Source organism: Roseibium sp. (assembly GCF_048261595.1).
Taxonomy (GTDB): Bacteria; Pseudomonadota; Alphaproteobacteria; order Rhizobiales; family Stappiaceae; genus Roseibium.
In genome coordinates, this window is sequence record NZ_JBLXFW010000001.1 from 194,978 (window position 1) to 217,270 (window position 22,293).

Here is a 22,293-nt window from a genome sequence, read left to right on the forward strand (position 1 = left end):
CCCCTCAAGACTTTAAAATAGGCTACGACGGACACAAGATCCTAGGTTCCTGTGTCCTGCGAGTCGCTTCGGCGATGCCGGAGAAGTTGGCGCGGGTCAATAACATGCAGGTGACATGAAGGAAAGCCCGGCGATGAAATTTATCAAGCGCCGAAGCCTTTTTTTGAGCGACGATGTCGGTCTGTGTCACAGGCCACATCCGGCGCCTTCGAACGGGGCTATCCATGGCGGCATCACAATTGAAGGAAGTCCGTATGCGCATCTTGTCCTTGACCCTTTCCGTCCTTGCGATCTCCGCACACACAAGCGCCGTTGAGGCCGAGACGCTGAAGGCCGATGTGTGGGCAGACAATTGGTTCAAGTTCTATCTCAACGAGGCGCCCGTGGCTGAGGACCGCGTCCCGATCACGACGGAGCGTTCGTTTAACGAGGAACGCTTCACTTTTGAGGCGGAGCCGCCTTACGCTCTCAACTTCATCGTCAAGGACTTCAAGCAAGACGATACAGGACTGGAGTACATCGGGAGTCGAAAGCAGCAAATGGGTGACGGAGGTTTCATCGCGCAGTTCAAGGATCCCTCCGGAAACCTTATCGCAACGACTGACCAGGCATGGCGCTGCCTGGTGGTTCATGAAGCGCCGACGTCCAAGTCCTGCGAACGCGAACGTAACCCGGTTGCCGGCAAGGGGCCTTGCCGATTTTCTGCTTCCAAGGAACCGTCCGGCTGGACAAGGCTGGACTTTGACGACAGTTCCTGGCCGTTCGCCCATGAATACTCCGAGCGGGACGTTCGCCCCAAGGATGGCCACGACAAGGTTAGATGGGACCGAAAGGCCAAATTGATCTGGGGGCCGGACCTGGAAACCAACAACACGCTCCTGTGCCGCCTGGTCGTCCGATAAGGCATACATTCCCAGGGATGAGCGAAGCCTATTCCTCTTCGCCGTCCCTATCCTCCGGACGCCCTCGAAAGCCCTTGGCGATCACATAGAGCTCCGGGCTTTCCTTGCGGCTCGCCGGCGGCTTGACGTGAGCCACCGACTTGAAATCACGCTTCAGCTCGTTGAGGAGCGCGTTCTCGGTGCCGCCTCGGAACACCTTCGCCAGGAATGTGCCCCCGGGAACGAGGTTCCTTTGAGCAAAGTCGATGGCGACTTCGAAGAGATGGGTCGTGCGCAGGTGATCCGTCTGGCGGTGGCCGGTCGTCGGCGCGGCCATGTCGGAGAGGACCACATCCGGACGGTGTCCGCCAAGCGCTTCCATCAGCGCATCAGGGGCATCGTCGTCGAGGAAATCCTTCTGCAGGAAGATCGCGCCGGGAACATGGTCCATCTCGAGATAGTCGATCCCGACCACCTTTGGCGCATCCTGGCTGCTCTGGACCCGGGCGGCGGCCACCTGGCACCATCCGCCGGGAGCGGCACCAAGGTCGACCACGCGGTAACCCGGTTTCAGGATCTTGTGCTTCTCGTCGATCTCTATCAGCTTGTAGGCTGCACGCGAGCGATAGCCGTCTGCCTTTGCACGGCGGACATAGGGGTCGTTCAACTGCCGTTGCAGCCAGCGGGTGGACGATTCACGGCGGCCGGCGGCGGTTTTCACCCGCACCTTCAGCCCGCGATCTCCTGTTCCCTTGCTCCTGCGCGTCATCTCTTGCCTCTGTAGCGGCCGCTACGGCCATTCGTACGCCGGGACCAGACACCGTCCGCGGCCATCAGTTCAGTCAGAATACCTTCACGAAGTCCCCTGTCTGCAACGCGAAGCCGCGAGCAGGTCCATCGACGGCGAATGGCCTCGAGGATCGCGCAGCCGGCAAGGACAAGGTCCGCGCGGTCCGCACCTATGCAGGGGTTCTCAACGCGCTCCTCGTAAGGCATTTCGCGCAGGCGATCAATCATTGAACCGACCTGGGTGTCTTCCAGCCAGGTTCCGTCAACACGCCTGCGGTCATATTTCTTCAATCCAAGATGCACGCCCGCCAGTGTCGTTACGGTCCCCGACGTGCCGAGCATGTGCATGCCGCCGGACGACATTGCCTTTGTCAATTCGGGTCCAAGATCCGATTTTTCAAGCATCTGAGACACGTCCTCGACCATGGCCTCGAATATGTCCGGCGTCACATGGACCCCGCCGTGACGCTCAGCCAGATTGACAACGCCCACGGGAAGGGACGTCCAGGCCCTGACGAAACGGGTCAGCGCAAAGCCACGCGCTCCGCATCGATTGCGCAGATCGAGCCAGACAATTTCTGAAGATCCGCCGCCGATATCGAAGAGGATCACACCGTCGGCCTGCTGATCGACGAGGGATACGCAGCCGGCAACGGCGAGACGAGCCTCGGTTTCCCGGTTGACGACTTCGAGCGCCAGGCCGGTTTCCTTGCGTACGCGCTCGATGAATTCATCACCGTTTTCCGCCGTGCGGCACGCTTCGGTCGCGATCAGCCGAGAACGCTGGACGCCGCGTTCTGCAAGCTTGCGATGGCAATTCGCCAGAGCATCGATCGCGCGTTCCATGGCCGGCTCGCCGAGCCGCTTGTTCGCGCCGACGCCTTCGCCAAGGCGAACGATACGCGAATAGGCATCGACAACGCGAAAACCCCGTTCTTCCGGCCTTGCGATCAACAGTCGGCAATTGTTGGTGCCAAGATCAAGTGCCGCGTAGAGCTTCTGATCTTCCCGGTCCCGGTTATCGGCGTCCGTTTGATTGCGTCGACGCGAATGACCTGCACGCGAAAGGTTGGCAGCCCTGGTCTCCGACTGACGTGCGTCTCGGGACCTCGATGCCGGACTGTTATCGTGGGTCGCGGGACTAATGCCGCTGGTTTCAGTGCCCCCTGCTGAAACCTGCCCCTGGTTGGAACCGGATGGGCCGCCAACTCCAATTGACCCTGCCTCGCCAGTGTCAACTGCCTTGCCGACCTCGCCTGTTGTTCCCCTCAGGTCCTTGACCACACCAGGGTGTTTGCGTCCGCGTCGCCGCTTCTTGCGAGTGCGACCGGGTGTGGGCAGGGTTGCGGCATCGCAGTTGCCGGATGCTCCGGGCATACGCGTTGTCTCAGCCGTTGCCTTTGCGTCGGATTTTTGGGCTGGATCGGCAGAAATTGATGAAACCACGGCCGTTTCAGCCGCGCCTGAAGGCTGGCGTTCCAGCCGCTCTCCTTGACCGGATCGTTTGCCTTTTCGCCGCGCCTTGCCGCCTTCACCCTGCCGGACTGCCGTCCCCTCACCCCCGGTCGAATGATCGGCCGGACCCGGAGCAGCATCGTCCGAACGCGCATGGCCTTCGGACGAACCGGTTGCAACACTGACGGCGGGCGGATTTGTCCCTGCCGGTTGTTGCCGTGCGTTGCCGTTCCTGCGCTTGCGGCGACGCCTGGATGCGGGTCTTTTTCTGCGCGCTTGACCCTTGGCGGACATTTCAGCGGACTCTCGCCCTGCAGCGGGCGGTTCCTGACCTGAGTCTGTCACTTTATTACCTTTCGCAGCAGACCGCGCTTCCGGAAGGAAGCTGCGAGCTGCAAATCATTTTCGTTGGGATGACTGTATCAGGTCGGCGGGCGCAGGCATAGCGTTGGCAGTCAATTCTGACTTGGCTAAATTCTGCAAGGATCAGGACCATGTTGAAAACATGCAGAAAAAGTTTGAGCCGCCTGTTGCATCGCGCAGCGAAATGGATGTATACGCCTTTCCAGCGGCGGGGCCTCAGCCCTGCACCGGCAGTTCCTGCCACCGCTCCTGCGCAAAGGCTCTCTGCCGACCGGCGCATTTGCTGGGGAATAGGTTAACGGTAGACCCGCGGACTCTGACTCCGTTAGTCCTGGTTCGAATCCAGGTTCCCCAGCCAATCTTCTTCCGAAATTGACTGAAATCCGGCGATTGCCTTACGGCAGGCAGTCCAGTGACCCGATCCTAGCGCGCACCTGCGGTGCAGACATACCCGCAACTTCACGCGGCATCTGATTTCACGGTAAATTTGCGATCAATGCGTAGGGAGATCGTCACCTTTTGCAGGCCCGTCGATCCCTTTCCCGCCCGAATGCAGGACGTTCGTGGCATCGACTTGAAAACCCAAGACGACGCTGTCCGCCCGAGCAGCGATTGAGACAAAGCTTCATGGTGCAAGCGAAGGACACGTCACTTGTTTTTCTCAATGACTATGTCCTCCACTCAACAGCCGTATTTGCCGTTGCCCAGACCGCCAGGTGATTACAAACAATTTTTACGCGCACATCTCACAATCACACCTTGATAAATACGCAACAAAGTCTATCAGCAGTAATTTTTCTCCTTCTCATTCCTCTTGGAATAACTGCACTTCAAACGTTTTTGGTGCACTTTACACCTCGCCCGTCTATAGAATGTCTGGAAGCCATACCTCCTGTTATTGTCGGGCACTCTGAATGGGAAATAAATTTGCTCTCGTTGATGACCACCAAATGGTTCTCGACGGCCTTGCAAGTCTGATCGGCGCCGAGATGCCTGACGCCGAAATCATGGTTTGGGCTGATCCTCACTTGTTTCTTGAAACCCTCAGCGCTCAGAGGGATTACACTCTGGTCATCTCGGATCTTTTCCTGAACAAGATGAACGGACTTGCGCTGAGCTCCGCCATCCGGGGGCGCATGTCGAACCTGCCAGTGCTGCTGATTTCCGGCCATGAGGAAACCCTCCCGACAGAAACGATCATTGCATCAGGCGCGATGGGCTTCGTGTCCAAGAAAGACGGAAATCAGACTCTAATTGCAGCTATCCATGCAGCCCTTGCAGGGAAGTTTTTCCTGCAAGGTGAGGCGCTTGAGCGCAATGCCTTGGACATGAGCGAATGCATGGTTCGGCCCGATGGCGACGAGTTCAGGTATCCCGCACTGACCGCAAGGCAGCTTGAAATTCTGAAGTTGATCGCCGGAGGCGCCGCCAATCGGGAAATCGCAAGCACTCTGGCCATCAGTGAGAACACCGTGAAGAGCCACATCAAGGTTCTGTTTTCCGAGCTGAACGTCAACAAACGCGCTGCTTGTGTGCGCCAAGCCAGGGTCTATGGGCTGATCTAGCCCGCCCTACCGTTTTTCGTTGCCCGGCCATCGTCCTGAAGGGTGGTTTCAAGGATTTTTCGCAAACGCGTCGGCTCCACCGGCTTTCTGAGAAACATGACGCCGGGGGGCAACCTCATGTCTTCCTCACCACCCAAATCGCCACTCATGAGCAAGGCCGGCGTGTCGTCATTGACTTCTTCACGCAGGGCTTGAATCAGTGCCAGCCCGCTTTCGCCCCCACCCAGCCGCTTGTCCACCACCAGAAGAGCAGGATCGGACAGGTTTTCGCCGAGCAGGGTAAGCGCCTCGGCCGGATTTGTTGCGGAAATGACCTGGCACCCCCAGCTGGTCAACAGGTTGCCCATCCCAAGCAGCACTGACGGCTGATCGTCGACCAGAACAATCAGCGGCGCCCCTGAAAGCACGGCAGGCGCATCGGGCAGATCCGGCGGGTTGTGGCCCGATACCCGTGTTGCCTGAAGGGAAAAAGCAAAGCTGCTTCCTCTTCCTCGTTCCGAAACGAGTGAAACCTCGAAACCCAGCAATTCGGACAAGCGACGAACTATCGACAAACCAAGGCCGAAACCGGATGCATTTTCGATTCCCCGGTCCTGCAGCTGCACGTATTCTTCGAACACCGTTTGCTGCTTTTCGACCGGAATTCCCGGTCCGTTGTCGGCGACTTCGATCCTCGCCTGACTGCCCGAAAGCCGGACTGTCAGGGAAACATCCCCCCCGGCTTGAGTATATTTGATCGCGTTGGACAAAAGGTTGCGCACGACCCGCATCAGCAGCACGGGATCGGTGACCACCTCGACGTCGTCGAGGTCTGTGCGCAATGAAATAGACTTTGCCGTGGTCAGAGCATCGAATTCCGCCGCCACGGCCTCAAACGCGGGTTTCAATCGCAGGTTCTTGAACTCGGGCACGACAGAGCCACTGTCCAGACGATTGATTTCAACGAGCCCCTGCAACATCTCGACCTGACCGCGCCAGCTGTTCTCGATCCGGCCGAGCAACTCCAGGGCTTCCGGGTCGGTCAGCTTGTCCCTCAGGAGATGAAGGAAATAGCCTTGCGCATGGAGCGGCTGGGAGAGGTCGTGACTGGTGGCGGCCAGAAAACGGGTCTTTTCTTCGTGGATTTTCTGGATGGTATCCTTCTCGGCCACGATTTCTGTCATCAACGCTTTCGTGGTTGTGGCGCTTGCAGCCTCCCGGCTGTTGTTCTCTGAGCGTGCGCTGGTGATAAGGCCAAAGGCGAAATAGACGAAAGTGCCGACGCCAACGGCACGATACGGCCAATCCGATGTTGCCAGGACGAAGGCGCCGAAGGGAAGAAGGCTGCAGATCGCAAGGGCAATGAAGGCAGGCCGATAGACCGCACCAGGCAACATGCCACCTAGCGTGATGCTGAAGACGATCAAGGTGCTGATGAAAACTCTGAAATCAGACACTGGATCAAACAGATAGGTCGCGTGCGCGCACCATAGAAAACCAGTCACGCAGGTGACGGCGACATGACCGCGCAGGAACCGTTCAGCATTTGCCTCGGTAATGCCCGAGCGCGCGGCTTGTGAATTGTAAAGGTAGGTCACCATCACCATGGCACTGGCAGAAGCGAACCAGACCGCAGCTTCAGTGGCAAGGTCCTGAAAGAACATCATGACCGCGATGTTCGCGACGATGATCTCAACGAACAGGCATGACATCACCGATCCGGACTTCAGCTGACGTGCCTGAGCCACGCGGAACAGGCGATGATCAGACCCGTTATGCCGCATCTGCATGGGGTTCCGGCGCGGCATCAAAATGCGATGCCGGTTGTGGGATCATCGCACGCTGCAGGTACACCGCAGCTGCGATCCGCAGCACGATGGGCAGCCCGGCGAAGAAGGCCAGCAGGGTCATCAGCTGCATCTCCCCGTTCGCACCCTCGCGCTGAAACGCAACGAGGTCGAGCACCGGGAACGCTAGCGCCATCGGAATGACGAAAGTCAGCTTTGAAACCGCATTCTTAAAGGCAAGAAAGAGGCCGGCTTGAGCGCCTGTCTCTCGCTCCTTCTCCCAGACGATATCGGCTAGCATCGAGGTCGGCATTATTGCGTCGCATCCGAAAACGGCACCGACCAACGCAAAAACCGCCACCGCTCCAAGCACCGATCCGGGCCCCAGGACAAATGCGCCCAAAAGAGCTGCTGCACACAAGAGAATGGAAACCTGCCACGTCTGCTTCTTTCCGATCTTTCTGGAAAGCATAATCCAGACGGGGATGAGCAGTGCGGTGGAGACGAAAAGCAGGAGCACCAGCGGCGCGACGAGGTCGGGTCTGGCGATCACGTGAGTGACAAAGAGAACCGCAAGGGCCGCGGTGAGCGCGTTTGCGGACTGGACGATGACGAATGCCATCACAAGCGAACGGAACTCCCGTTGCCCCAGGACAAGGCGTACCATCTCGAAGAATCCCGTTCTCCGGCTGATCGGAGCGCGGGGCCGCTCCGGGACAAAGATCAGGAACAGGATCAAGCTGACAAGGCATAGAGCAGCCACAACCGACGCTATGACTGCCAAGGCATTGGGGATCGCGAGCCCAAAGGCGACCGGCAAGGTTGCCGCGATTATGGCTCCCGATACCTGGAAGACCGCTTTTGATCCGGCCACCATGGAGCGCTCGTGAACGTCCGGGGAGATCTCGAGGCCGATCGAAGAATACGGTATGTCCAGAACCGTGACGCACAGAAAAAACAGGAAGCACGCGAAGGCCAGATAGGGCATGCCCGCCGTTTCCGGAGGGACCAGCAGGAGCCAGACCGCTCCAGCGAAACAGGGAGTTCCTATGACGATCCATGGTTTGCGCGGACCGAACCGGCTCTGCGTCCTGTCGGTCATGAAGCCAATCAGCGGATCAGAGACAACATCAAAGAGCCGTCCGAGCGCAACAACCAGTCCGACAGCGGTAAAACCAAGCCCCATCTGAGTTGCGTAGAAGGTAGGGATATACATGACCAGGGCGAGGCCGCTCATGGCGATCGGCGTTGTCATGATGCCGAAACAGAAGAGTTGCCAGTACCCAAGTGTCCCTGGTTTGCGCGTCTGCCCTTTCAAGTCTCCCCCCACATACTTGATTGAATTATCTGAATAAACGGAAAGACGCTGAAGCGATAGACAAGAAATTGCAATTGGCAAAGTGTTACGGGCGCACACGATGAAATTTACCAATATTTGAAGCGATTGGATTGACGTCAGCCAAATCGTTCCGAACCACCCGAACGGGTGATTGTGACAAAATACCTATATGCTTAGGAATATTTCTAAGAAAATTTTATTTACTAAATGGGGGGCAATATTCAGTTTGGGGGCAAGCTGATCCGCATCCAACGGATTTGCCATATTTGCTTGTAGCAATATTGAATATCTCATGCGGCATTTCGGTTTCGCGAGAGCAATTCTTTGTGTCTACTGTATTCCCCTTACTGGATTGCGCGTCCCACACGCTGGGGACCGCGTCATGTCTGACAACAACATTCTCGTAAACGGTGATTTCGAACAGACCTCCGCTGAAACGGCGGTCAACTCAGTTGATCATGGCAACTGGTTCACGGCCGATGCCATTGACGGTTGGGAGGCCTCGGAAGGCCGCATCGAAATCCAGAACAATCCCAGCCTCCACAATTCGGCGCTCAAAGACGATACGGGCATCCTTTCGTCCGGCGCGGTGCTGGAACTCGACAGCTATGACTATTCCAGCCGCTGCTGGCGCGGAAAACGCGACAACGCGGATAGCACTGTCACGCAGACCTTCACGCTCGATGAGGCAAGCCAATTCGATTTCGGCTTCAGCTACGCCGCGCGCGGCAATACCTGCACCAGCGACTTTTCCGTAACCATCACGGATGAGGCTGGCGAGGTCGTGTTCTTCCAGGAATTTTCCAACAGCGAGGACAATCTTTCCGTTAGCTGGCAGCGTTTTTCCGCTGAACTCGAGCTCGACGCCGGGTCCTATGCGCTCTCCTTCTCCTCAGCCGAATACGCTGACAGGGATACGATAGGCGCATTGATCGACAACGTAAGCCTCGTTGATGCGGCTCCCTCGGCGGTGAACGACGCCTACACTCTCGACCTCGGCGAAACAGAGATCCTCGAGGTGGCGGCCGTCATCGGCACCGAAACCGAAACGCAAACGCTGTTGGATGAAGATTTCTCCGGTGCGCGATACTTGAAGAAACTGGAAACGGTCGAGAAGAGCAATCTGGCCGCGGTCGATGGGGCTGCCTTTTCAAACGCCTGCGCCGATGGTGTTCTGCTCTTCAAGGCTGTGGATGCATCGTCCCTCGACCCCAATAGTGCCAGCCTGTCTTTCACCGTCGAAACAGAAGCAAATTGGTGGGCAAGCTTCGAGGCTGCGGGCAACCGAAATGGCGATTCCGTGCGCGTTGAAGTCAGCATCGACGGCGGCGAGTTCACCCTGCTTGATCTGTTTTCCATTCCGGCATCCGAGGAAAATCTGTCCGGTCAGGGCCAGACATTTGTCGGTAGCCTGACGGGGCAAACCTTTGGCTCCAACGCGACGGCACTTTCCTATTCCCTTCCCGATGCCAACGAGAGCATCCAGCTGCGTTTCATCACGGAAATCTCGGGTTGGGGGGAAGCGCTCAAGTTCGACGACGTTCTGATCGAAGGCGAACGCACGGTCGAAACCGGTTACGAGAGCGGTCTTCTGGCGAATGATGCCGATGGGAACGGCGAGCCGCTCGAGATTGTCTCTGCCGAAGGCGTTGACCTGTTCGACTACACCTCGGAAGAGGTTACGGCGCTTGCGGAGGATTTCGACGAGGCCGGGCGCAGGCTCGAAGGGCTGGATACAGTCGCCGAAAGCAATCTGAGAGGAAAAGACGGAGTTGCGCAGGCGACCCACCGGAACGACGGCAAACTTGAGTTTGCCGAAGTCGACATCTCAGATCTCGAGGGGGAAACCTTCTCGTTTTCGCTCAATGCGGAGCTGCTGCGTTGTCAGGCCTTTGAGTCTTACGGCTGGGCCCGGGATTTTGTCACCGTCGAAGCCCGGTTTGATGATGGGTCCTATCAGGTCATTGACGTATTCGACGTGGCATGGCGGGACGGCGAACAGGTTTTCGTTGGCCGCGAGAGCGGTCAGGAAGTCCCCGTAGCAGACGGGTTCGTTGACCTTTCCTATGATCTGTCAACACTGGCGGGCGATGCTGCAACCGCGCAAGTCCGGCTGACCACCAATGTCACCTCCCATGGCGAAATCTTCGAGGTCGACGACGTATCCCTTGTTGGCACTCGGTCGGTTCGTTCAGGTGAAGGTATTGCGACCCTCACCCTGGAAAGTGGCGCTATCGTTACGATCAAGTCCGACGGCAGTTTTTCCTATAACGCCAACGGCCAGTTCGCCTATCTGGCAGAGGGTGAAACAACCAGCGACAGCTTCAGCTACACGGTACAGGACGCCAGCGGCAATACGGATACGGCAACCGTTACAATCAACCTTGTCGGCACCAACGAACAGCCGCAGATTGTGTCTGCCGATGCCACCGGCGGTGTTGCGGAACTTGCGGACAACAGCGCTGGCGAAACGGTTGCTATCCTCAGTGATACTGGAACCATCGAGTTTACCGATGTCGACCTGATCGATACGCACACGGTGTCGGTTTCTTCTCCGGCCATGGCCACGGACAGCCAGGGTGGACTGGTGGCGGCGCGTGGCGTTCTGACCGCCGTCATCGTCGATGATTTGCCGGCTGATGGTGCCGGACAGGTAACCTGGACATTTGCAATCAGTGACGGTGCCGTGGACGACCTTGCGGAAGGCCAGACACTGACGCAGGTCTACACTGTGACGGTCGATGATGGGAAAGGAGGTACTGCCTCCGAGGACGTCACCATCACTATCACCGGCACGAACGACAGCCCGGTCGTCACCACCGCGACGGGAGAGAACGAAGGCGCTGTCGTCGAAGCGGGCAACGAGGACGACGGTGGGATTGTCGCGGGAATTCCCTCTGCAACGGGAACCCTCACCTCCTCAGATGTCGACCAGAGTGCGACCGCCTCGTGGTCCGGCGATGCCGCCGGCGATTATGGCTCCTTCGCAATCGATCCGGCTACCGGGGAATGGACCTACACCCTGGATCAGGCCGCGGCTGATGAACTCGATGAAGGCGACACGGTCTTCGAGACGTTCACCGCGACCGTCACCGATGACTTCGGTGCAACCGCGACACAGGTCGTGACCATCTCCGTCACCGGCACCAACGACAGCCCGGTTATTGATGTCGCTGGATCGGATCTGACGAGTATCCTTGCAGAGGACTCCTCAGACACTCTCAATGACACTGGTGCGATCGTCTTTTCCGATGTGGATGTCACCAACACCCAGAGTGCCGCAACATCCCTTCTGTCAACAACCGGCAACCCCGGCGGGATAGATGCGCCAACGGCGCTTGGGTTCCTTTCCCTGTCAGAGCTTGCAAGCAGCGAAACTGTCACCAACGGTTCGGTGACATGGACGTTCAGCGCCGACAATGCGTTGTTCGACCATTTGGGTTGTGACGAGGAACTGACCTTTACCTATGAGGTAACGGTCACGGATGTGAACGGCGCAACGGACACGGTTCCAGTCACGGTGACCGTGACCGGTACCAATGACCTGCCGCAGGTCAGCGGGGCTGTCGACGGCGGCGTGAGCGATGAGGATGCTGCAACGGTCACGATCGATCTTCTGTCTCATGCAAGCGATGCCGAAGGCGGCAACCTGGGCGTTGCCAATGTGGTTGTCACGTCCTCCGACGGGCGCTCTGTCACGGCGTCCGTGGACGCCTCCACTGGTAAGTTGACGATCGATCCGGGACAATTCAACGATCTGACCGCTAATGACAGCGCAACGTTGAGCGTGACCTATGACGTGATCGAGGAAGACCGCGGATATGGCGGCACTTCAGGTGCTGAAACCATGGACAACGCCGGCACATTCTTCATTGCCGACAACGACACCGGCACAATGACGCGCATCAAGCGAACGGCTTCCATCGTCAATGAACATCAAGCCTTTGCTGCGGCAGGTGTCACGAACGGGTCATTGATCATCTTCGATGGCAACAGTACCGGGGCTGGTATCAGTACGCGGGTGATCTTGGACGGGGTCGTTTCCTATCCCGGCACGACCGGTGTTTCGACGGATGGATACTCCGGCAGCACGGGCAGCGATCCAACAGGTCAGGATCGCTATGTCTTCTTCACGGGTGACATGGGCAACGTCGACATCACCGTGGTGATCCCGATGCAGGACGCGGTCTGTGGCGACAGCACGCACATCTACGTCCTGAGTGATGTCAACCAGGGCGGCGGCATCCCCTATACCAACCCGCAAATCGGCGGCCTTGAATTTGTCGCCGCACCGGTTGGCGTGGCCGCAACGGCGGAGCTGGTCATCAACGGCGTCAATGATGCACCCGAGGTGGCCGCAGTCCTGACAAGCGCCGTGGCGGAAGACGATGCGGCCTTCGGCATCGACATGCTGGCGGGGGCCACGGATGACGACACTGGCGAGACCGCAACCCTGAGCGTTCAAAATGTCACCGGCCTTCAAGCGGGTGTGACCATTTCCGGCACGACGATCTTCGTCGATCCAAGCAATGCCGCCTTCCAGTATCTGGGCGTTGGTGACAGCGAGGTCATCACTGTCAGCTACGAAGTGGTGGATGCACAGGGCGCCATTGCAGCCCAGTCGGCGACCATCACAGTTACCGGAACGAATGACGTCCCGGTCGCAGTCGCCGATCTCAATGCCGCGGACGTTCTGGTCGAGCAGGGCTTCGGAATTGCCGGAGACGATACAGCAACTGGAAACGTCCTGAGCAACGACAGCGACGTCGATACCAGCGATGTTCTCTCCGTCGTCGCTTTGTCTGACGGAACCACGACGGTGACGCCGGTCAACCCCGGAGACAGCCTGACGCTGACCGGAACCTACGGAACACTGCAGATTTCGAGCGACGGAACATGGAACTACCTGCTCGACGACGCGGATACAGACACGGATGCGCTCGGCGAGGGCGAGACAGGCCTCGAGGTCTTCACCTACACCATCTCCGACGGAAATGGTGGCCTCGATACCGCGACCCTGACCCTGGAAATCAGCGGCTCCGGCGACAACGTCCCTCCTGTCGCCAATGACGATGATCTCACGGTCGTAGAGGATACGCCGGCAATACTGGATCTTCTTGCGAACGACACGGACGGCAACAATGTGCCGGTCGTGACACAGTCTCTGTCAGTGGTATCCATCAACGGACAGGCAGCAACGGTCGGCGCAACGATTGCCACCGATAATGGCACAATCACCATCGGCACAGGCGGGGTGGTCAACTATATCCCGAACGCAAACTTCAACGGAATCGACAGCTTCTTTTACGTTGCCAGCGATGGTCTTGAAGACAGTGGCGCGGCAACCGTCACGCTGGATGTCACGGCGGTCAATGACGCACCGACGGCGGTCGATGATACCGTCTCGGGAGACGAAGACACGGCCATCAGTGGCAACGTTCTATCCAATGACAGCGATATTGATGGCGATAGCCTCACCGTCACAGCCGGAACCTTTGCCACCTCCGACGGCGGAAGCGTGACAATCGCCGCCAACGGTGACTTCATCTATACGCCGGCCGCAGATTTTTCCGGCGCGGCGACATTCGACTATACCGTCACCGACGGAAACGGGGGCGCTACGACAGCGACCGTCATGGTCGATGTGGCTGCGGTTGCAGATGCACCCGCGATCCAGGTCCCAAGTGGCGGTGAGCTCCAGAGCGAGGTCCTGGTCAATACCTACACCAATTCGTCCCAATACCGTTCCGAGGTTGTAAGCCTTGCGGATGGCGGACATGTGGTGACCTGGAGTTCTTCCGGTCAGGACGGATCGGGTTGGGGGATCTATGCACAACGCTTTGGGTCGGATGGGGCGGCCATTGGTTCGGAATTCCGCGTCAATACCTTCACGAATTCCACCCAGTTTTACCCTAGCGCGACGCATCTTGGAGATGGCGGCTTCGTGATTGTCTGGTCTTCCTACGGACAGGATGGCAGCAGCTATGGGGTGTTCGGCCAACGTTTTGATGCCACCGGCAATCCGGTTGGCGCCGAGTTCCAGGTCAACACCTATGTCAACAGCACGCAATATCTGCCGAGCGTTGCATCGCTTGCCGACGGCGGGTTCGTCGTCAACTGGAATTCATCCGGCCAGGATGGCTCAAGCTATGGGATCTTCGCACAGCGATATGATGTCGACGGAGACAAGGTTGGCGGCGAGTTCCAGGTCAATACCTACTCGAACGGCTACCAGTTCAGTAATGGTGATGTGAGCAAGAACGTTGCGGGCCTTGCTGACGGCGGCTTTGTGATTTCCTGGCATGACAATGGCGGACGCGACGGATCCGGATATGCAGTCTTCGCCCAACAATATGATGCAAGCGGAAACGCCGTCGGCGGAGAATTCCAGGTCAATACCTACTCGACCAATACGCAATATCTATCCAACGTGGCGGGACTGTCCGATGGCGGCTATGTCATCACATGGAGTTCTGCCGGTCAGGATGGCAGCGGCTACGGGATCTTCGCACAACGATACGATTCCGCCGGAAACACGGTCGGTTCCGAGTTCCAGGTCAACACCACATCGGTCAACGATCAGTACTCCGGGACGGTAGCCGGTTTGGCGACCGGCGGCTTCGTTGTGGTCTGGGATAGCTATCTCGCCGACGGTTCCGGATTTGGCGTTCTGGCGCAGGAGTTTGACGCTTCCGGCAACAAGGTAGGCGATGAAGTCCTGATCAACACGACGACGACAAACGACCAAAGGTTCTCCAGCGTTTCAGCGCGTCCCGACGGTGGATACGTGGTCACATGGTCGGATTCCAATGCCGATGGTTCGGGATGGAGCGTTTTCGTACGCGGGTCTGAAGGCAGCGGAGCATCGGGCGACGAAGATGCAGATATCGCGCTCGACATTTCTGCTTCGCTGACGGACACCGACGGGTCCGAAACTCTGTCCGATGTGGTCATATCAGGCGTGCCGGAAGGAGCAACGCTGTCGGCGGGCACCGACAACAACGACGGCACCTGGACCTTGAGCGTGCCCCAGCTGAACGGCCTCACCCTGAGAACCGCTGAAAACTGGAGCGGATCGTTTGATCTGGCCGTCACGGTATCTTCTATCGAAAGCTCAAACGGAGACATCGCAACGACCACCGAAACGTTCACGCTGACGGTAAACGCGGTCAACGACGAGCCAGTCGCCAACGATGATGGTGGTTTCGTGGCTCAGGAGGATGTGCCGCTGACGATTGCAGCGGATGACCTGCTGGCGAACGATACAGATATCGATATCACGACCGACGGACAGGTCCTCTCCATTGCCTCCGTTGGCAACGCAGTCAACGGATCCGTTTCACTAGATGGCAACGGCGATGTGGTCTTCACATCCGCGGCGAATTTCTCCGGCGAGGCTCAATTCGACTATACAGTTTCCGATGGAAACGGCGGCACCTCGACGGCAACCGTCACGGTCGATGTGGACGCGGTTGCAGATGCACCCGCGATCCAGGTCCCAAGTGGCGGTGAGTTCCAGGGCGAGGTCCAGGCCAATACCTATACCAATTCGACCCAATACCTTTCAGAGGTCGCAAGCCTTGCGGATGGCGGACATGTGGTCACCTGGGGTTCCTACATTCAAGATGGCTCGATCTACGGCATTTATGCGCAGCGGTTTGACGCCGATGGGTCCCCGATTGGCGCTGAGTTCCGCGTCAATTCCTACACCAGCAACAGTCAGCTTTATCCTAGTACGACAGGTATGGACGAAGGCGGTTTCGTAATCGTCTGGTCATCAGACTTGCAGGACGGCTCGGGCTACGGGGTATTCGGACAACGGTATGATGCTGCTGGCGATCCCTCAGGCTCGGAATTCCGGATCAATACATACACCAACAACACTCAGTACTTGCCGAATGTGGCGTCACTGGCTGATGGCGGGTTCGTGGTCAACTGGGTTTCAAACGGTCAGGATGGATCCTCCTATGGCGTCTTTGCGCAACGCTATGATGCCGATGGAAATGCGGTCGGGAGCGAGTTCCGGGTCAACTCGACCACAGCCGGCAATCAGTTCACCGATGGACATTTGACCAAGAACATAGCCGGTCTTGCGGACGGGGGTTTTGTCATAACCTGGCAGGACAACAACGGTCTCGATGGTTCGGGCTACGCCATTCTTGCCCAGCAATACGATGCCGGTGGCGCTGCTGTCGGCGGCCAGTTCCAGGTGAACAGCTATGGCTCCGGTCAGCAGCTCTATTCCAATGTGGCCGCTCTGGATGACGGAGGCTATGTAATCACCTGGTCCTCCTCCGAACAGGACGGCAATGGCTACGGGGTTTTCGGCCAACGTTACGATGCTGACGGAAACCCGGTTGGATCGGAGTTCCAGGTCAACACCTTCACACAAGGCAACCAGTATTTTGGCGGCGCAACAGGTCTTGCGAATGGCGGATTTGTCGTCGTTTGGGACAGCTATCTGGCTGACGGATCCGGATTTGGCATCGTCGCAAGAGAATTCGACCAAAATGGAGTCGCAGTTGGCGACGAGTTCCTGATCAACAGCACCACCAACGCCGATCAGCGCTACTCCTCGATCGACGCGCGTCCGGACGGTGGCTACGTCATCACCTGGAGCGACGCCAGCAACGATGGCTCCGGTTGGGGCGTCTTTGTACGCGCAGTCGAAGGGGCTGGTGCCTTGGGCGATGAGGACACTGATATTGCCCTTGAGATATCCGTGACGCTTGCCGATACGGATGGTTCGGAAACCCATTCCGACGTGACCGTTTCCGGCGTTCCCAACGGGGCAATCCTTTCAGCTGGAACGAACAACAATGACGGGACCTGGACATTGTCACCGGCGGACCTATCCGGCCTGACAATCAGGCCTCCGCAGGATTTCAACGGGACATTCGATCTGACTGTCTCAGCGAGTTCCACTGAAGGTTCGACCGGCGAAACGGCGACCACCTCCGAAACCTTTACGGTGACGGTCGATCCCGTCAATGATGCCCCGGCCGGCAATGACGATATCGGGATCGCCGCCCAGGAAGACCAGTCTTTGACCATTGCTGCTGGAGATCTCCTCGGCAATGACACGGATGCGGATATCGCCACCGATGGCCAGAGCCTGTCGATCGTTTCGGTCTCCAATGCTGTGAACGGCACGGTTGCCCTTGATGGCAACGGCGATGTGGTTTTCACGCCCGCCGAAAACTACTTCGGTGAAGCGTCGTTCGAGTACACGGTCTCTGACGGAAATGGCGGCAGCTCGACGGCCACAGCAACCATCGATGTGGCTCCGGTCAACGACGCCCCGATCATCAACGTGGCTACATCCAGTTTAACGGACGAGGTGACCCCTGGCTTCAAGCTTTCCGGGAGCTTCGATGCCAACGACTTCCTTGCAGCGTTTGATTCAACCAGCGGAACTGCGTCGATTGTCACCGTCAACGGACTGGAAGCGCTTCGGGTTCAGGTAAATTCTGATAATCAGCGCAACCCACACACGATCATGGAGATTGTCGAGGCAGGTGTCCTGCGTGCGGATGACAAGGTCACTCTCAGTGTCGAAGGTCAGGTGACTCGCACCGGCAGCGATCAGGACGTCTTTTTCGGTCTGACCGATGGCACCGGCCAGGTCTCCTACTTCAGCGTCAATGGCAATGCCGGGCGACTTTATGTCGGCGAACTGAAAACCGATGCGCAGCCAGGCGACTCCATTCAAAACGGGGGGATCGAAACCAACCTGCTGGGTCTCAGCGGCGGACAGAACAATACCTTCCGGCTTGAAATCGTGCTGGACGGAGAAAACGACACGATCACAGTCTTCTCCAGCAACGGCACACTTCTGGGCACCTTCGACGGATATAGTGCTGCGGGAAATCCACCCGATCAAACCAATCCTCTCGATCCGTCCCTTGGATTGAGCCTGTTCCTGGCAAGCGACAATGCGTCCGAGACCAATTACTTTGTTGGCCTCGACTACGAGATGGAGGTCTCGCGGTCCGGAGCGATCGAGTTCGACGACATTGATCTCACCGACACTCATAGTGCGTCCGTGACCGGCGTCACCGTGACTGGTGATGTCTCCGTTCTGGACGATCTGGATGCCTTCAACTTCCTCGAGCTACAGCCGATAGACCAGACCTCTGATACCGTGGACTGGACCTTCGACCTGTCGGAAGCCAGCCGGTACGGAATTGCAGAGGGCCTGGCTGACGGCGAGAGCATCGTCTTCAACTATGAAGTGGAGATTGCAGACGATCAGGGCGGACATGACGATGCGATCGTGACGATCACATTGAACAGTGACGGCCTGTTCGTCTGACAGATCCATCCCACGCAGACCCCTTGTCTGTATCTGCTCCGAGAAGGCTGGCGGAGACGTCAGCCCTCTCCCTCCAGGTCAAATCCCCAGTGTCAGCCACGGACCTATCGAAGTCATGTCGTCATCGACCTTGAATTCCTCAATAAGGCAGGATGAGCGGGACAACCCGGTCAGCTCCGGCTTTCGGCCGGTCTATTCCGCGTTCTGGTTTGTCGCTGCAATAAGCCTGGTCATCAACCTGCTCATGTTGACGGGCCCCTTGTTCATGCTGCAGGTCTACGATCGGGTTCTTGCCAGTGGCTCGGTCCCGACACTGCTCGTGATCGGCTCCCTGGCAGTCGTTCTCTATGCCCTCTACGGATTGCTTGAGGGTGTACGCAGCAGATTGCTGGTTCGCCTTGGGCAGCGCGTCGATGCGCGGCTGTCCGGGACTGTCTACAGCGTCTCCAATGCCCTCCCCGTCGCCATGGGACGAAGGGCGGCCAACCTGCGCCCGGTCCAGGATCTGGATACCGTGCGCCAATTCATGGCAGGTCCGGGACCAGGCGCAATCTTCGACGTTCCCTGGCTGCCTCTCTATCTCGGCATCGTCTTCCTGTTTCACCCGGTTCTGGGATGGCTTGGTCTGGGAGGCGCCTGTCTCATCCTAATTCTGATAATTCTGAACGAGATTACATCGCGTGCACCCGCAGAGGACGCTGCGCGTCATGCAGGCCGCAGAGCTTCGCTTGTCGAAATCGGCAAGCGCAATTCCGAAGTGGTCAGGGCGATGGGCATGCAGGAGGCATTGACCTCCATCTGGGATTCGCAAAACGGAGACTACTTACGAACCCAGCAAAGGGCTGCCGACCGAACGGGCACTTTTGCCACGGCCATCAAGACCATCCGTTTTGTTCTTCAATCGGCGCTATTGGGTGTCGGCGCCTGGTTGGCGATCAAGCAGGAAATCACGCCCGGTGTCATGATTGCATCCTCAATCATGGCGTCGCGAGCGCTGTCGCCAATCGAGCAGGCCGTTTCCCAGTGGCGGGGTTTTGTCGCCAGCCGTCAGGCCCTGAAACGCTTGAAGGAAGTCATGAGCGGCGCTTCCCAAGACGCTGACATGATGGATCTACCCCTGCCTGAGGACAAGATATCCATCGATGAGGTATTTTGTTCTCTTCTGGGTGAAACCGTTCCATTCCTCCAGAATATCTCGTTCGAACTCAAGGCCGGAGATGGACTTGGCGTGATCGGCCCCTCGGGCTCCGGAAAGTCGACCCTCGCTCGTGCGATCGTCGGTTGTGTTGCTCCCCTCAAGGGCTCCATTCGATTTGACGGGGCGGAGCTCGCCCAGTGGCCGGGTGAAAAGCGCGGGAACTTCATCGGTTATCTTCCGCAGGACATCCAGCTTTTCGACGGAACGATCGCGGAGAACATTGCCCGCTTTCGCGCTGATGCATCACCGGATCTGATCATCGAGGCTGCCAGGCTGGCCAATGTGCACGATCTGATCGTCGGTTTTCCAGAAGGATACAACACGGTCATCGGCCGGAGCGGGCGACTGCTATCGGGTGGTCAGCTGCAACGTATAGCCCTTGCCAGGGCACTCTACGGCAATCCGTTCCTTGTGGTGCTCGATGAACCGAATTCGAACCTTGACGCTGAGAGCGAAGGTGCCCTTTCCGGGACAATCAAGTCCCTGCGCGAAAATGGCTCGATTGTCGTCGTGATTGCTCACCGACCAAGCGCAATTGCGACCGTCGACAAGATCCTTTGCCTGAAGGACGGAAAGATGGCCGCCTTCGGACCGAAGGAGGAAGTCCTCAATCAGGTCGTCAAGCCTGTGCCGCAAAGACGCCAGACGGCTGCATCGGGGAACTAGATGATCGATCCAACCAAAGCCACTGCATGCCAGCCTTCAAGGCCGGGGAACGTGGATGAATTGCTATCGAGAACGGTGCGCAATCATCTTCTCTTTGCCCTTCTGGTGATCCTTGCGATTGTCGCCGGCATTGGCGGTTGGGCTGCATCGACCCAAATTTCCGGAGCTGTCGTCTCGTCCGGAACGGTCGTGGTCGAAAGCAACACCAAACTCGTTCAGCATCGAGAAGGCGGCATCGTTCGCGATATTCTCGTGAAAAACGGCGACGTGGTTCAGGCCGGAGACCGGCTCATCAGCCTGGACGACACGGTGACACGCGCAAACCTGAGTGTGGTGATGAACCAACTGACGGATCTGACAGCTCAAGAACTGCGTCTTGCCGCCGAAAGAGATGACCTTGAAACCATTGAATGGCCTCACGACCGTCTATCTGCCTTGGGCGATGTGGAACGGGGTCAACAACTTTTGCTCGAAGCCCGTCGGAACTCAAAGGAAAGCCGGAAAGATCAACTGCATGAGCAGATACGGCAGTTTTCCCTGCAGACGGAAGGTCTTGAGGCGCAGGTGAATGCCAAGGCATCGGAAATCGAGCTGATCGAGGAAGAGCTGACAGACCTTGGAACGCTACTGGGCAAGCAGCTTGTTCCCAAAAGCCGGGTTACGGCGCTGAAGCGCGAAAAGGCCCGGTTGCAAGGTGAGTACGGCGCACTGCTTGCTCAGATTGCCAAGACCAAGGAAGAAATCAGCGAACGTCAGATCCAGATCCTTCAGATCGAAGAAACCTATCGGGCGGAAGTTCTGGAAAGTCTGCAGGAGGTGCGTTCGCGCATTGCCCAATTGGCAGAACAGAGGATCACCGCCGAGGATGAACTCACTCGTGTTGACATCCTGGCACCTCGTAACGGCTTCGTGCACCAACTTGCCGTCCACACGATAGGCGGGGTCATTGCCCCTGGCGAAACCGTTCTGCAAATCGTGCCGCAGGAAGACAAACTGATTGTCGAAGCTAAGGTTCGACCGGTCGATATCGATCAGATGATACAGGGACAGGTGGTCCGCATCCGCTTCCCCAGCTTCGATCAGCGGACAACCCCCGAGTTGACCGGGCAGCTGCTGACAATATCCGCGGACCTTAATTTCGATGACAAGACCGGTGCCAGCTACTATGTCGCCCGGCTCGTGATCGAAGAGAGCGAATTGTCGAAGCTCGGCGCCAAGGCACTGGTCCCGGGAATGCCTGTGGAAGCGTTCTTCAAGACAGATGAGCGAACGATCCTCAGCTACCTGGTCAAACCCATCCGCGACCAGATAGCCCATGCCTTGAGAGAACGCTAAGTTGAGGCGTCTGCTTCGTCCGTAAACAGAACTGGACCAAGGAAGCTTGCCTGTTCCGTTTTAGGAGACTAGGCGCGCTCAGCCACGGATGTCGGCCACGAATGCAAGCAAGGTGGTTTCCGCGAAATCGAGGACCTGCGCGTCGTTGAAGATCCCGTCGGATACCTTCTGCCCCGAATGGGGGACGACGATTTCCTGGCTCGGAAACACTTTTGCCAACATGCCGTTCAGCACATACTTCAGATGTGCCTGGGCGCGCACGCCGCCCAAAGCTCCCCCGGACACGGTGATCACCGAGCAGGGCTTGTCCTTGAACGCCGACGCGTAGGCCGGACGCGATGCCCAGTCGATTGCGTTCTTGAGAACGCCCGGGATGCTGTAGTTGTATTCCGGGGTGACGAATACGACGCCGTCTGCTGTCGTGACCTGATCAATGAACGCGGCAACCGCTGCATCATTCACGATGTCTGCGTTGTAATGGGGAAGTGTTCCCGGATCAGCCGTCACGCAACTGATCGCTCCTCCCTCAAGGCGTCCCTTGAGGGCATTTATGAGCGCACGAGACGACGAGGCAGAGCGAAGGCTGCCGGGAATGAACAGAAGCTTGGTCATTCATGAAAC

10 protein-coding genes and 1 tRNA gene are annotated in these 22,293 nt (G+C 57.8%); 6 read left to right on the forward strand and 5 right to left on the reverse strand.

Annotated elements, in window-relative coordinates:
* Positions 1-254 precede the first annotated feature (254 nt).
* Positions 255-902 (forward strand): PEBP family protein, encoded by a 648-nt coding sequence (locus ACN0SY_RS00905; protein ID WP_417683875.1) that lies wholly within the window; start codon positions 255-257, stop codon positions 900-902.
* Between the two features lie 28 nt (positions 903-930).
* Here ACN0SY_RS00905 and ACN0SY_RS00910 read toward each other — a convergent pair whose 3' ends face one another.
* Complete coding sequence (locus tag ACN0SY_RS00910; protein ID WP_417683876.1) at positions 931-1,650, reverse strand: RlmE family RNA methyltransferase; 720 nt, start codon at positions 1,648-1,650, stop codon at positions 931-933.
* Positions 1,647-3,419, reverse strand: a complete 1,773-nt coding sequence (locus ACN0SY_RS00915; RefSeq protein WP_417683877.1) for a Ppx/GppA phosphatase family protein — start codon at positions 3,417-3,419, stop codon at positions 1,647-1,649. The genes ACN0SY_RS00910 and ACN0SY_RS00915 overlap by 4 nt, the downstream gene beginning before the upstream one ends.
* Before the next feature lie 353 nt (positions 3,420-3,772).
* Here ACN0SY_RS00915 and ACN0SY_RS00920 point away from each other — a divergent pair.
* A tRNA-Gln gene (locus tag ACN0SY_RS00920) sits at positions 3,773-3,846 on the forward strand.
* A gap of 556 nt (positions 3,847-4,402) precedes the next feature.
* A complete protein-coding gene (locus ACN0SY_RS00925) occupies positions 4,403-5,053 on the forward strand; it encodes a response regulator (protein WP_417683878.1) in 651 nt (216 codons plus the stop codon).
* On the opposite strand, the gene ACN0SY_RS00930 is transcribed toward ACN0SY_RS00925, so the two are convergent.
* Both ACN0SY_RS00930 and ACN0SY_RS00935 read right to left on the reverse strand, forming a co-directional pair.
* A complete protein-coding gene (locus ACN0SY_RS00930; RefSeq protein WP_417683879.1) occupies positions 5,050-6,816 on the reverse strand; it encodes an ATP-binding protein in 1,767 nt (588 codons plus the stop codon). The two genes, ACN0SY_RS00925 and ACN0SY_RS00930, sit on opposite strands and share 4 nt — an antisense overlap.
* The gene (locus tag ACN0SY_RS00935) at positions 6,806-8,137 is read right to left on the reverse strand and encodes an MFS transporter (RefSeq protein WP_417683880.1); all 1,332 of its coding nucleotides are present in this window, start codon (positions 8,135-8,137) and stop codon (positions 6,806-6,808) included. Before ACN0SY_RS00935 ends, ACN0SY_RS00930 begins: the two co-directional genes overlap by 11 nt.
* A gap of 403 nt (positions 8,138-8,540) precedes the next feature.
* On the opposite strand from ACN0SY_RS00935, the gene ACN0SY_RS00940 reads away from it, so the two are divergent.
* The 3 genes from ACN0SY_RS00940 to ACN0SY_RS00950 all read left to right on the forward strand — a co-directional run bounded on the left by ACN0SY_RS00940 (position 8,541) and on the right by ACN0SY_RS00950 (position 21,672).
* A complete protein-coding gene (locus ACN0SY_RS00940; protein ID WP_417683881.1) occupies positions 8,541-18,473 on the forward strand; it encodes a tandem-95 repeat protein in 9,933 nt (3,310 codons plus the stop codon).
* Positions 18,474-18,588: 115 nt separating this feature from the next.
* The gene (locus ACN0SY_RS00945) at positions 18,589-20,337 is read left to right on the forward strand and encodes a type I secretion system permease/ATPase (RefSeq protein WP_417683882.1); all 1,749 of its coding nucleotides are present in this window, start codon (positions 18,589-18,591) and stop codon (positions 20,335-20,337) included.
* A gap of 51 nt (positions 20,338-20,388) precedes the next feature.
* A complete protein-coding gene (locus ACN0SY_RS00950; RefSeq protein ID WP_417683883.1) occupies positions 20,389-21,672 on the forward strand; it encodes an HlyD family type I secretion periplasmic adaptor subunit in 1,284 nt (427 codons plus the stop codon).
* 78 nt (positions 21,673-21,750) lie between these two features.
* On the opposite strand, the gene ACN0SY_RS00955 is transcribed toward ACN0SY_RS00950, so the two are convergent.
* Complete coding sequence (locus tag ACN0SY_RS00955) at positions 21,751-22,284, reverse strand: NADPH-dependent FMN reductase (protein WP_417683884.1); 534 nt, start codon at positions 22,282-22,284, stop codon at positions 21,751-21,753.
* Positions 22,285-22,293: the final 9 nt, after the last annotated feature.